This window comes from Pseudodesulfovibrio alkaliphilus (assembly GCF_009729555.1).
Classification (GTDB): domain Bacteria; phylum Desulfobacterota; class Desulfovibrionia; order Desulfovibrionales; family Desulfovibrionaceae; genus Pseudodesulfovibrio; species Pseudodesulfovibrio alkaliphilus.
On record NZ_WODC01000001.1, the window covers coordinates 379,302 to 392,002 of the forward strand.

Sequence of the window (12,701 nt, forward strand, 5' to 3'; positions counted from 1 at the left end):
ACTACCCCCTAATGCTACAATGTTCCGGGATTCTCTGGAAACCAAACTCCCAGGCCACCCCTTCAATGAACTCGAACAGGGTGTAATCCGTCTCGAATTCCATGATGTTCACCGAGTCTCCGAAGACCGAGTGCTTGAGCAGACCGAGCTTCACCGGCATGTCGAGCAGACTTTCAAGCTGAAAGAGCCGCAGTTCCTGCTCGGCGTCGTTGTATCGCCCGGCCAGGGTACAGAGGAAGCTGAACCGGGGTTCTCCAGGGAACCCGACCATCTCCACCCGCCGGACCAGTTCCATGTGCGTCAGCATGTCGGTGACGCAACCGGATTCCGGGCAGCGGGCGCACTCGTCCAGAAGAGGGGGAATGAACACGCTCAGGGCCTGGAAGTCGGGATAGCGGCACATCATCGAGGCGAAGGAGCGCAGGGTGTACCTGTCCTCAAGGCGGACCTTTGCGGCCAGTACGGCCAGCGGCGTCGCCACTTCGGCTCCCGACTCAGAGACGATGATCCCGTTTCTGGCTAGTGAGACTGTGTTCATGGTTCCTCTCCATCCCCTCAGGGCACTACTTTTGATGGCACTCGCCGCAGGTGACGGGGCCTTTGGCCTCGTCCATATGGCAGGTGATGCACTGGCGATGATAGGCGCGCATCAGAGGCGTCTCTCCGCCTTCAGGCTTGACCGGATGGCAGGATTCGCAGCTCTCGCCTTCGCTCGAATACTCCATGTCCATCTTTCCGTCATCGGTTCTGCCGTGGTGGCATACCCCGCAATCGTCAAGCATGGCCTTTTCATTGTGATCGTCATGGTCAAAGGCGACCTGGGGCCGCTGAAGGACGCCGAAGGCATCCACAGGCACCATGGTCATGTCGTCCTGCGAAAGGGCGGCCGGCGCCAGATAGACGACCAGCAGGGCCGCGACAACGGCAATGAACGCCAGGGTCTGTCTTACGTGTGTTTTCTGCATCTTTGGTTCCCCCTACAGTCCTTCCGGCTTTTCCATGATCTCGTAGATGATGTCGCCAAGGAACCTCGGGTGCATGCCAAGCTCGTAGTAGCCGATGATGTCCTCAAGGCCGCCGTGGCAGTTGTGACACGGGCAGATAATGGTGTGGACACCTGTTTTCGCCAGCTGGTCGGCCTTGGCCTTGTTGCCTTTGGTGCGCACATTCTTGAAAGGCGGGCCGCAGTTGATGACCCCGCCGCCCGCGCAGCAGCAGTAGTTGTGCTCGCGGTTGGGAATCATCTCCACGGTCTGCTCGCACAACATGCTTGTGACCTCGCGCAGCTTGTCCATCAGGCCGCGTCCGCGGATGATGTTGCAGGGATCCTGGATGGTGACCGGGCCTTCGAGCTTCTTGGCGATCTTGATCTTGCCCTCGGTGAGCAGCTCCCAGAAGAACTCCACGGCATGGACCACGGGCACCGGCATGTCGGCATAGCCGAGCCAGCGGTTGCCCATGTCATAGATGGAGCGGAAGGCGTGGCCGCACTCGCCCATGACGATCTTCTTGACGCGCAGCTTCTGGGCGGATTCGAAGTGAGCCCGCTTGAGGCGGCCCATGTTCTCGAAATCGCCCACGAACATGCTCATGTCGCTGTTGTCCCATCCGGGCGTGGAGGGCATGGTGAAATCAACGCCCGCCACGTGCATGATGGCCGCAGCCTGGTAGATGAGCTGGGTACGGAACTTGGGCTCGGGACCGATGACCGAGTAGTAGATTTCGGCCCCTTCCTTGTCGAGCGGGATGCGCAGGTCGGGGAACTCGTCCCTGGCCTCGTCCTCCTGCCACTGCAGACTGTCTATCCACTCGTCATCCTTGACCCACATCTGATTCATGGTGGCCGCGTGGGAGTGGGAGGTATCGCGAATGTACTGTGGCACCACGTCCAGCAGGTAACAGATGCGCCGCATCATGGACATGGCGTAGCCGGTGTCAATGCCGATGGGGCAGTAGTGGGCGCACCGCTTGCAGAGGTTGCACTCGGTGTAGGCGATCTGGGCCATCTCGTAGATGCGCGACGGCTCGACCCTGCCCTTTTTGTTCATAAGTTCATAGATGGTCTCCGTGGTCTTGCTGACCGGGGAGTAACTGGGGTCACCGTCGTGGGACACGTAGTAGTGACACGCCTGGGCGCACAGTCCGCAGCGCATGCAGGTTTCCTGATACGCCTTGAGCTTGGCCCCGGTCTCTCCCTTGAGCACCCGGTTGACGACTTCCTCGATCCGCTCCGGGGTGAGCTGGGCCACACCCGCCGCGAGCCCCGGATCGTCTATCAATCTGTCCGCTATCTGACTCATTGTCTTTTCCTCGTGTTGCTGTGGTTGGATCGGCCGCTACCAGTCGCGGACACGCCGTACGCCGCCGAACTCTGAGCCCATGTACGACCGCGTGAAAACGGCGAAGAGGGCGTGGCTTAAGCGGGTGAACGGGATGAGCGCGATGAGCAGTTCGCCTGCGAGTATGTGCAGGGTCGTCATCAGCAGGGAGGGGCCGATCTGATGATAGGCCAGTACCCCGGTGACAAAGGGCAGCGCGACCAGGAGCAACGCGAACCAGTCCTTGCCCCGGGTCACGTTCCTGACATGGGGCAGCGTGAGCCGCCGCACGGCGAACACGACGCAGGCACCGATGACCACGAAGCTGATGATGTCGCCGGTCGTATCCGAGAGGCTCCACCAGCTGATGCCGAAGGCGGTGTCCCAGAAGACCACATGGGCGCCAAGAAAAATGGCCACCAGGAAGAAGCCTATGTGGAAGGCAAAGGTGGCGACGGTCATGAGCGGATCGCTCTTCCATCCCAGGGTGCCAAAGGGCACCAGCCAGTGGAAGATGGACCGCAGCGAATAGGGCAGGCTCATGTAGGCCAGCGAGGATGAGTCCTTGGCCTTGGCCAGGTTGTACATGCTTACCAGCCGGTAGATGGAGCCAAAGACGAAAATGGACCAGGCTACCCAGGCCAGGGGGCCGCTGACGAACGTATAGATTTCTATCATGGCGACCTCCCCCTAGAACCTGGCCATATCCGCCACGATGCGGACATAGCTGTTGTTTTCGATGGCCCGAATGAGCACCTTGGTGCCGTCCTCGCTGAACACGGGCGGGAAGGCGCGGTCGAAGCTCTGCTCGTACGCCTTGCCGTTGACCAGCACATGGAAGCGGCCACCCTTCTCAACCAAGGCGGCAGCGTTGGAGCCGTCGGGAGAAAAGACCACGGGCCAGGCCATGTCGTTGACGCCGGGCCACGCCTTGCCGTCCACGACGATGCGGAAGTTCCTGTTGTATTCGCTGGCCAGGACCGCTGCGCGGTGGCCGTCGGGGCTGAGAACCAAGTCGGTGACAATGGGGAAGGTGGCATCCCAGGGCACGTTGTCGCAGGCCACGGTAAACCGGCCAAATCCGGTGGCCACCACGCCCCAGAGCTTTTCGCCCGAGGCCGAATACTGAAGGCCCAGACACTGCACGTAGCGCGGACTCCAGATGAACTGGCCGTCAAGGGCCACGCCCCACTTGCCGGCGCTGCGCACGGGCGCGACCACGCCGACACCCTTGGGATGAAAGACCGGCTCCCACACCTGCTGGAAAGTCTTCTGCCAGGGCTTGTTGTCCACGGCGATGGTGTAATCGTAGGAGGTCAGCCGGGCCTGGGCCGCCACGCGTTCGCCATCGGGGCTGAAAGTCGGGGTGAAGAGGTTGACGTAGCGGCCGTCCCATGCCTCGCCGTCCACGGCCACGCTGTAGACGCCTTTCTTGTACCCCTCGATGTCCGCTTGGCCCAACGAGGCAACCTGGACCACGGCGGTGGTGTGCCTGCCGTCCGGGCTCAGGGAGTACTGGTTGGCGTTTTCAAAGCAGGTTTCCCACAGGGTACCGTTGAGAGCCACACAGTACTCGTTGTCGATCTTGGTCATGGCGGCGATAGAGGAACCGTTACGGCTGAACTTGGTCTCCCAGACGTATTCCGCAAAATCGCCCCAGGGCTCGCCGTCGATGGCCAGCGACCATTCCATGTCCTGCTGACACAGGACGGTCAGCCGCCCGTCGGGCGCGTACCGCGGGAACCACAGCTTTTCAAAGGTCGATTCCCACACCTCGTCGTTGGTCCGCACGGAGAACTCGCCGTCCCCCACCTTGACGATGGCGGCCAGTGTCTCGCCGTCGGGCGAAACATAGGGCTCCTCCTGCCATTCATGATCCTGGAGAGGGGAGAGGGAATCAACGACCTTTTTGCGGCCCACTTCCCAATCCCATGAGGATATTCGTCCCATAGCACCCCCTTGTGTTGTGTCGCCGCGCCGGGCGGCGGATTCGCCCCCTTCGGGGCTTCACTCCATCAACTGCGGGGGTCGATCGTCAGCGGGTCGTCCTGGCGGACCTCCCGGGCATGATCATCTGGTCCAAACGGTCTTCGAGGTAAGCGGCCAGCACTGCCTCGATGGGCCCCTTGACCCAGGGAATGATCCGTATGCCCAAGGCTTCGAACCCGTTTCTCACCGCGGTGCTCAGGCCGCCGCAGATGACGATGTCGACTCCCATGGTCTTGAGGTAGGCCGGAAGGGATGCCGCCCCGGCAGAGGGCAGCGCGGTCATCCCGCTACGGACCACGCGTCCGTCTTCCAGCGTGTACAACCTCAATTCCGTCGCTGTTTCCAGCAGGGTCGCCACCCGGTTCTGATAGCCTGCGATACAGATATCCATAGATCCTGCGTTTCGTTTTACGACCGTTACTCATTCGCGGGCTGGCGACAGCGCTCACTCTGCACAGCCCATACCAATAATTTTTATTAAATCATTTCAAACTATTAAGAAAAAACCCACCTCAGTCAAGCCCAGAAATCGACTTGTTTTGCAGCATCTCTCATGGCAATGCGCGTCATTTTGCGCCACCTCGCTGCAGTATCCTGCGCACCGTGTCGCGGGATATGCCAAGCTCGCGGGCGGCCGCGCTCTTGTTACCCCGGTTGCGCTTGAGCGCCTCAAGCACGGCCTGTCGCTTGCGACCGAGCATGTCCACCGAGCCGCTCCCCTCTGCCGGCCTGCTGTGCGCGGCAGGCTCCCCCCTGGCCTGGGGCTTGAGATATTCGGGCAGATGCTCGGTATGGATCATTTCCCCCGGACAGAGGATGAAGGCGTACTCGACGATGTTCTCCAGTTCGCGCACGTTGCCGGGAAAGGCGTGACGAAACAGTATCTGATGGACGTTTTCGGACACGGCGCGGATGTTCTTGCCCTTGAGGGAATTCTGCTGGCGGATGAAGTGGGAGACAAGGAGCGGGATGTCCTCGGGCCGCTCGCGCAGGGGGGGGATGTCGATACGCACCACATTGAGGCGGAAGAAGAGGTCCTGCCGGAACCCGCCCTTTTCGACCATGACCTCCAGGTCGCGGTTGGTGGCGGCCACGAAACGGACATCGGCGGCCACGGGCCTGACTCCTCCGAGAGGTTCGTAGACCTTCTCCTGCAGCACGCGCAGCAGCTTGACCTGGAGCGGCTGGGGCATGTCGCCGATCTCGTCGAGAAAGAGGGTGCCCCCTTGGGCCAGCTCCACCCGGCCGGGCTTGTCCTTGCGGGCGTCTGTAAAGGCCCCGGCCTTATACCCGAACAGCTCGCTTTCGAGCAATTCGCCCGGCAGCGCACCGCAGTTGACGGCCACAAAGGGTTTGTCCCGGCGCAGGCTCTGGGTATGGATGGCCCTGGCGAAAAGCTCCTTGCCCGTACCTGACTCGCCGAGCAGGAGCACGGTGGAACTGGACTGGGCGATGGGCGGCAGTATCTGAAGGGTGCGGATCATATGCGGGTTATTGGTGCGGATGTCCTCCACCGAATACCGCTCCTCCACCTTCTGCATGAGCTGGTGGATGGGGGTCAGGTCGCGAAAACTCTCCACGCCGCCGACCACTTTGCCGTCCTTGTCGCGCAGGGGGGAGGAGCTGAGACCGATGGGTATCTTCTCGCCGTCTGCCCGCAGCAGGAAACCGGACTTGTTGCGCACCGCAAGGCCGCTCTTCAGGCACGGACGCATGGGGCATGCGCCATCGCAGACGCTGGACGCGAAAATCTCCCAGCATTTCTGGCCCACAGCCTCGTCCGGGGGAATGCCGGTTATCTCGCCCGCGGCCTGATTGAAAAAGGTGATGTTCCAATCAAGGTCCACCGTAAAGATGCCCTCGGCCACGGAATCCAGCACGGATTCGAGCGGAATGTCCCGCGGCAGCCTCATCTGCGTCACCCAAACCTCCCTGGCGGGCCGCCGCGCACATCCCGCAACCATTCTCCCGCCACTCCCACATAGCAGAGTGCAGCAAAATACGCCAGCTTGTTTCGCCGCGTTTTCCGCGCAAAGCCGCGTCCGGCATTTTGCGTTGACAGCCGAAGCATTGGCGAACTAGCGTCTTATCCTCAAGGCGATCAGATGGTTCCACGCCGTATTGCGCCGCCATGCGTTCCGGGATGCGGCTTTGCCGTCTCCACCCTCTTGATGCCGACAACGGAGGCAGCATGAACGATACCCAAAGACTGACCCAGCTCATCGTGGAATTCTATGAGCGCCTCTCGTCATGGGAGCATTGCGTGGTGCGCGACACAGGCGTGACCCCGACCCAGATGCACGCCCTGGAGATACTGGGCAGCCACACCGCCCTGCGCATGAAGGAACTGGCCGAGCGCATGGGCGTGACCACCGGCACCCTCACCGTGCTGGCCGACCGGCTCGAAAAGGCGGGGCTGATACGCCGCAAACCTCACGAGGAGGACCGCCGGTCCATCCTGGTGGAGCTGACAGTGCAGGGTCACGCCCTGTACCGCCAGCATGACGAACTGCACACCCAGCTCACCCGCGACCTGACTGCGGGACTCACGGACTCCGAGCGGACCGCACTGAGTGCAATGCTTGAGAAGATGATCAGGGAGTTTTGAAGACAGACGTTCCTCAGGCCCCCTTGCCGGGACCAAGGCTTGCGCTGATGAATTCGTCCAGGGTCTCGGGATCGGACTCGCCGATGAGCCGATCCACCTCCCGGCCGCCGGAAAAAAGAAGAAAAGTGGGAGTCCCCCTGACCAGGAATCGCTGCATGGCGGTTTCCAGGTAGTCTTGGGAATACAGATAGCAGTCAAGTCGGCCGGCGTACCGTCTGGAGGCATCGTCGAGCAGGCGCGACTGCTCCCGAAAGCGCTCGTTGCGCTTGAGAAAGGCGACGAGAAAGGGCCGGGTGCCGCCGCTCAGTTCCAGTTCGAATGCCTGGGGTTTTATCGTCTTGACCATCACCGCGCCTCCGCAGGCCGCCGCTCCGAACAGGGGCGACGACTGTGCTCCGACACTACCAGCACTCCCGGCGCTACGCATCATATCGTCGCATTAGAGACGTTATAATTTGAGAAGGGCCGGACCAGGATGCTCAGTCGGCCAGCCCCCAGGCCTTGAGCCTGCGGTAGAGGGTGGCCCGGTGGATGCCGAGCTGCCGTGCGGCCCTGGCCTTGTTTCCGCCGCACCGTTCCAGCGCATCAAGCACGGCCCGCCTGTCCGCCCTTCCGGGGCGCACCAAAGGCCAGCTTCCCTCGCCGGGAAGGTCGGCATCCACCGTTCCCGCACCCCCGCCCGGTGTGGTCGGGAATCCGGCCGGAGGCCCGCCGAACATCTGGTCCACAAAATCGCGGCGGATGTGCCGCAAGGCGATCTCCCCACCCGGAGCGAGAATGCAGGCATGCTCCAGGGCGTGGCGCAGTTCGCGGATATTGCCGGGCCAGGCGTAGCTCATGAACAGGTCCATGACCTCTCCCGACACCCCGTCAAAGACCTTGCCGAACTGATTCGAGAAGATTTCGAGGAAGTGGTCCACCAAAAGCGGGATGTCCGCCTGTCTGGCCCGCAGGGGCGGCAGGGCCACGGGCATGACGTTGAGGCGGTAGTAGAGGTCTTCGCGAAAGAGCCCCTGGCGCACGGCGTTGCGCAGGTCCGCATTGGTGGCGGCGATGATGCGAACATCCGCCGTACAGGTGCGCGACTCGCCCACCCGCTCGTACTCCTTCTGCTCGAGAAAACGCAGCAGCTTGAGCTGGATGAGCGGCGAGATGTCGCCGATCTCGTCCAGAAACAGGGTGCCCCCCTCGGCGGTCTGGATGCGCCCCGCCTTGTCACGTATGGCTCCGGTGAACGCGCCCCGCACATGACCGAACAACTCGCTTTCGAGCAGGCTCTCGGTCAGGGCAGAACAGTTGACCTTGACCAGCGGATGCCCGGCCCGCGACCCGCCATAGTGCAGGGCCTCGGCAGCCAGCTCCTTGCCGGTGCCCGATTCACCCAGGATGATGACCGTGGAGTCCAGCGACGAGAGCTGCTCAAGCAGCCTGTACATGTCCTGCATGGCCGAGCTGCGGCCAATGATGCCCCGAAAGCCCTGCCGCTCGTGGAGCCGCTTCTCAAGGTCGGCAATGCGCGAGATGTCGCGCACCACGAGGACAGCGCCCGCGTGGCGCTTGTCGTGATCGATGAGCGGTGTGCAGTTGAGTTCGGCCGTGCGCACACCGAGACCGGGCACGGCAAACTCCGCCTCATAGCCGTGCACGGAACGGCTGGTGCGCAACACCTGCGACAGCACGCTCTGGCAGGCGTTGCCCGGCACGGGCAGCAGTTCGGAAAAAAGCGTTCCCCGGGCGTGCTCGCGGTCGATGCCCAGGAGTGTCGCGGCGGCGCTGTTGGTGGCGATGACCCGTAGCTCGCTGTCCACGGTGATGATGGCGTCGGGTATGCTGCGAAAGGTCGCCTCAAGGTTGAGGCGGTACTGTTCCTTCTCGGCCATGGCCAGACTCAGGGCATGCTCCGCCTCCTTGCGCTCGGTGATGTCGCGGCCCACTGCCTGGATCTCCACGACCTGGCCGCGATGGTCGAGCACTGCCCGATTGGTCCAGAGAACCCATCGCCCGTCCCCGTCGTGACGGACCACGCGCTGCTCGCGGTCGAACACAGGCCTCTCAGGCCCGGCCTCGCGCAGCCAGGAGCGCACGTCGCGCCGTTCGTCGTCGGCCAGGGCCGGGAAAAACTCGTGGCCCACGACCTCGTCCCCATCCACGCCAAAAAACTTGGCATACGCCTCGTTGACAAAGGAGAGTGCCCCGTCGGGCGTATAGCGGCAGATCAGCTCTGTCTGGTCCTCCACCACGGCGCGATAGAGCCGCGCCCCCTCGCGCAGGGCCTCTTCCACAGCCCGGCGGCGGGAGATATCCGACACGCAGACCGTGCAGACCTCGCGGCCCCCGTGGCTGAAGTGGCTCAAGGCCATCTCGGCCGGAAACTCCGTACCGTCCTTGCGCCGATGACTGGTCCCGGACAACCGGGACACGCCCGAACGGATCGCCTCCATGACCGGGCCCGGCTCCACCATCAGATCGGCAATGTCCATGCCGATAAGGGCTTGGCGGGCATGTCCGTAAAACCGTTCCGCCGCTTCGTTGCCGTCGAGGATGACGCCGTCGGCGCGGTCGAAAACCAGAACCGCGTCGCGCACCGAGTCGCGCACCGCTCCATAGAGCAGACGGCTCTCCGCCAACTCGGCCTCCAGGCGTCTTTGCGGCGTCATGTCACGCCACAGGACCACGAACCCCGAGGAAGCATGTCCCTGAAACACGGGCCGAAACAGGATGTCCAAAACCAGCCCGCCCCGGCAGTCCTCCAGGCGCTGGGGCAGAAGGACGGTGCCGGCCCTGGCCAGGGCCTCGCTGTGGCGGTGCGCCGCACCTGCAGGCAGGAGCGAAAGATAAGGAGCCCCCGTCACCTCGACAGCGGGCCGACCAAGCATGGCCGCGCCGCGCTCGCTGGCGGCCTCCACCGTGCCCTTGGGGTCGAGCAGAAAGACAGCTCCGTCCACCGCTTCGAGCAGGGAGCCGAGGAAACCGGATGTGCGGACCAGGCTCGCGGTCAGGTCGCGCTCGCGGACCTTGCCCGCTTTGAGATCCAGCCCCAGGCAGGCAAGCATGGACAGGCGGCGCCCGTCCACCGGCCTGCGCAGATAGGTCATGGCCCCATAGCGAACCACCACCCCGCCGGGATCGTCCATGTCCCGATCCACCAGCAGAACCAGAGGGGCTTCGCAGCCATTGTCCCGAGCCATGCGCAAGAGGTCGTAGCCGGGTCCGCCGTCCAGGTCCAGGGCAGCCAGGATCATGTCCGGCTCAAGGCGCTTCAGCAGGGATCGCGCCTCGGCCATGGTTTGTACGCACTCCACGCGGTATCCCTTGGCTGTCAGGGTGTCCGTGACAAGTCTGCGCGTCCCGAGGTCACTTTCGGCAACGAGAAAAATGGGGTTCACAGGCGATTCTCCTGAAAAACTCCATACATCACTTGGCCGGTTATCACCAGCCCCAAGGGCCTCAGGCAATGGCCCGCACATCGTATTGATTGAAGATGTCCAGTTTGCGCTGTCCATTTTGATCGCAAGGGTGTATGAGGGAAACGTGGAGGACCGTTCTGTTCGCAACCGCACACAGGAGGAGCGTCATGTCTTCGTTCACTGAAACCGACCTGCCCTTGGAACTCAACGACGGCGAGATCGTCACCCTGGCCGACGGCACCTCTGTCCGCTTCGAGTCGAGCGGCGAGGCCAAGGACATCATGATCAACGACGGATTTGCACCGGCAGCCACCCTGTTCCCCGGCAACGAGCATGTGTTCGAGGCAGGAGGGAACACCTACCGGCTGTCCTGTGAGTTCGGCAACTCCATGAAGATCGAGCGGGTCTGATCCGAGCCCGGCAGACGACGCGTCCGGGGCGCCGCGGCCAGGCCCTGCCGTGCGCTCCGACGCGGACTCCGGCGTCTCGCCCGACGTCGCCCCAAGTACCGCGCACTGGCAATGCGCCCGCTGTCACGCCCGGGGCGGTACCGCGGAAGAGGATTATTGCCTTTACTTTTTTCGCCAGCTTGGTACTCATGGAGGTCCCGCCCCCGGGCGGGACCAGGAGCTGACAGTCCTGGCAGGGAGGGGAACATGGCCAAAATACTCGTCGCCGAAGACGACAGGATTTCTCAGAAACTGGCGGTCAGGATCGTCGAGGATCTCGGGCATTCGGCCTTTGTCAGCCCCCACGGCCGCCATGCCTACGAGTCCCTCACCGCGTGCAACGATTTCGACCTGCTGCTCACAGACATCATGATGCCCGAAATGGACGGCCAGCAGCTGATCATGACCCTGCGCGGGGACCAGCAGTTCGCCCACCTGCCCATCATTATCATGTCCGCCGTGGTGGGCATGGCCGAAATCTCCAGCCTGCTCAAGCTGGGCGCCACCCTGTTTCTGGCCAAACCCCTGGACCGCAACGAGCTTCAGAACTACATCAACCGCTGCCTGGGCAGACCGGGAAGAATGGCCGCCCGCGGAGCCGCTCCACGAACCAACTCAAACCCCTGACCAATGCGCATCCTCATCACCCACAACAACTTCCCGGCCCAGTTCAGACATATCGCGGAGCACCTGGGCCGGGTTCCCGGCAACACCATCGTCTTCGCCACCAAGACACCCCGCGAGGAATGGACCATCCCCGGTGTGACCAAGGCGGTCTTCGCCCCAATGGGCGAGCCGTCCAAAACCCATCCCCTGGCGGGCGGGTTCGACGATGCGGTGCGCCACGGCGCCGGGCTGCTGCAACTCTGCCTGGGCCTGAAAAAGCAGGGTTTCGTGCCCGACGTCATCCTCGGCCATTCGGGCTGGGGGCAGACCCTGTTCCTGCGCGACGCCTATCCAGACACCCCGTTCATCGGCTATTTCGAATGGTACTATGCGGCCGACAGCCCGGAGACCGCCTTTGACGCCCGAGCCCGCACCGAGGCCGAAAAGGCCGCCATCCGGTTGCGCAACACGGCCATCCTGCACGATCTGGCCTCCTGCCGCGCCGGAGTAGCGCCCACGGCATGGCAGCGCTCGCAGTTCCCAACCGAGTTCCAGCCCAAGATCATCCAGGCCCACGACGGCATCAATACCGTATATTTTTCCCCTGCCGACGACGGACTGCTGCCCATCGACCAGCTCGATCTGCCCGGCACGGACCTGACAGGGGCCACCGAGCTGGTCACCTACTGCTCGCGAGGGCTCGAGCCCTATCGCGGATTTCCCCAATTCTACGAGGCCCTGCCCGCCATCCTCGATGCGCGGCCCGGCTGCCATGCGCTCATCGTGGGTGAAGACCGCGTCTGCTACAGCCCGCGGCTCCCTGAGGGACAGTCCTACAAATCCCTCTTGCAGGAAAAGGTGGCTGTGGACCAAAGCCGCGTCCACTTCACCGGCCCCCTGCCCTACGGCTGGTACAAGCGGGTGCTCCAGGCATCATCGGTGCATGTGTATCTGACTTGGCCCTTTGTCCTCTCCTGGTCGTTTCTTGAAGCCATGTCCTGCGGGGCGCTGGTCGTCGGCTCGGACACCGAGCCCGTACGCGAGGTGCTGCGCCATGGCGAGAACGGCCTGCTTACGGACTTTCGCTCGCCCTCGCGCATCGCCCGGACCGTGATCGAGGCACTGACGCGCCAGCGTGAGATGCTCCCGCTCCGGGCAGGAGCCCGGCGGACCATCCTGGACCGCTATTGCCTAAGCAAGTGCCTGCCCGTGCACCTGGGCCTGCTGGCCCAGGCGGCCAAGGACGGCCCGGCCCGCTTCGCAACTCCGGCCCACTCGGTCGCCAACTGACCCCTCTGCCCCGCCCCCTGCAACCCACAACCAA

13 protein-coding genes are annotated in these 12,701 nt (G+C 63.1%); 4 read left to right on the forward strand and 9 right to left on the reverse strand.

Translation table 11 applies throughout. From position 1 onward, the window contains the following. Window position 1 precedes the first annotated feature (1 nt). The 7 genes from GKC30_RS01920 to GKC30_RS01950 form a co-directional block, all read right to left on the reverse strand. Window positions 2-538, reverse strand: coding sequence for a hypothetical protein (locus GKC30_RS01920; RefSeq protein ID WP_155931961.1), 537 nt, complete (start codon window positions 536-538; stop codon window positions 2-4). A gap of 25 nt (window positions 539-563) precedes the next feature. After that, complete coding sequence (tmcA, locus tag GKC30_RS01925; protein WP_155931963.1) at window positions 564-965, reverse strand: acidic tetraheme cytochrome c3 TmcA; 402 nt, start codon at window positions 963-965, stop codon at window positions 564-566. A 12-nt stretch (window positions 966-977) separates the two neighbouring features. Then, complete coding sequence (gene tmcB / locus GKC30_RS01930; RefSeq protein WP_155931965.1) at window positions 978-2,300, reverse strand: electron transfer complex ferredoxin TmcB; 1,323 nt, start codon at window positions 2,298-2,300, stop codon at window positions 978-980. Between the two features lie 36 nt (window positions 2,301-2,336). Then, window positions 2,337-2,996 (reverse strand): TmcC family electron transfer complex membrane anchor subunit, encoded by a 660-nt coding sequence (gene tmcC, locus GKC30_RS01935; RefSeq protein WP_155931967.1) that lies wholly within the window; start codon window positions 2,994-2,996, stop codon window positions 2,337-2,339. A gap of 12 nt (window positions 2,997-3,008) precedes the next feature. Further along, a complete protein-coding gene (tmcD, locus tag GKC30_RS01940; protein ID WP_155931969.1) occupies window positions 3,009-4,268 on the reverse strand; it encodes an electron transfer complex subunit TmcD in 1,260 nt (419 codons plus the stop codon). An 85-nt stretch (window positions 4,269-4,353) separates the two neighbouring features. Beyond that, a complete protein-coding gene (locus tag GKC30_RS01945) occupies window positions 4,354-4,698 on the reverse strand; it encodes a NifB/NifX family molybdenum-iron cluster-binding protein (protein WP_155931971.1) in 345 nt (114 codons plus the stop codon). A 175-nt stretch (window positions 4,699-4,873) separates the two neighbouring features. Beyond that, window positions 4,874-6,220 carry a sigma-54 interaction domain-containing protein gene (locus tag GKC30_RS01950; protein ID WP_155931973.1) on the reverse strand — a complete coding sequence of 449 codons (1,347 nt, stop codon included), beginning with the start codon at window positions 6,218-6,220 and terminating at the stop codon, window positions 4,874-4,876. A 278-nt stretch (window positions 6,221-6,498) separates the two neighbouring features. On the opposite strand from GKC30_RS01950, the gene GKC30_RS01955 reads away from it, so the two are divergent. Next, the gene (locus GKC30_RS01955; RefSeq protein WP_155931975.1) at window positions 6,499-6,915 is read left to right on the forward strand and encodes a MarR family winged helix-turn-helix transcriptional regulator; all 417 of its coding nucleotides are present in this window, start codon (window positions 6,499-6,501) and stop codon (window positions 6,913-6,915) included. Window positions 6,916-6,928: 13 nt separating this feature from the next. Here the strand turns inward: GKC30_RS01955 and GKC30_RS01960 are convergent, their stop codons facing one another. Further along, on the reverse strand, window positions 6,929-7,261 hold the full coding sequence (locus GKC30_RS01960; protein WP_155931977.1) for a thioredoxin family protein: 333 nt from the start codon (window positions 7,259-7,261) through the stop codon (window positions 6,929-6,931). Window positions 7,262-7,394: 133 nt separating this feature from the next. Further along, the gene (locus GKC30_RS01965) at window positions 7,395-10,301 is read right to left on the reverse strand and encodes a sigma 54-interacting transcriptional regulator (RefSeq protein WP_367613918.1); all 2,907 of its coding nucleotides are present in this window, start codon (window positions 10,299-10,301) and stop codon (window positions 7,395-7,397) included. Window positions 10,302-10,489: 188 nt separating this feature from the next. Between GKC30_RS01965 and GKC30_RS01970 the strand changes: the two genes are divergently transcribed. The 3 genes from GKC30_RS01970 to GKC30_RS01980 all read left to right on the forward strand — a co-directional run bounded on the left by GKC30_RS01970 (window position 10,490) and on the right by GKC30_RS01980 (window position 12,667). Next, window positions 10,490-10,732: a hypothetical protein gene (locus tag GKC30_RS01970; protein WP_155931981.1), complete on the forward strand. Its 243-nt coding sequence runs from the start codon at window positions 10,490-10,492 to the stop codon at window positions 10,730-10,732. Between the two features lie 246 nt (window positions 10,733-10,978). After that, window positions 10,979-11,398 carry a response regulator gene (locus tag GKC30_RS01975; RefSeq protein ID WP_155931983.1) on the forward strand — a complete coding sequence of 140 codons (420 nt, stop codon included), beginning with the start codon at window positions 10,979-10,981 and terminating at the stop codon, window positions 11,396-11,398. A 3-nt stretch (window positions 11,399-11,401) separates the two neighbouring features. Then, window positions 11,402-12,667, forward strand: coding sequence for a glycosyltransferase (locus GKC30_RS01980; RefSeq protein ID WP_155931984.1), 1,266 nt, complete (start codon window positions 11,402-11,404; stop codon window positions 12,665-12,667). Window positions 12,668-12,701 lie beyond the last annotated feature (34 nt).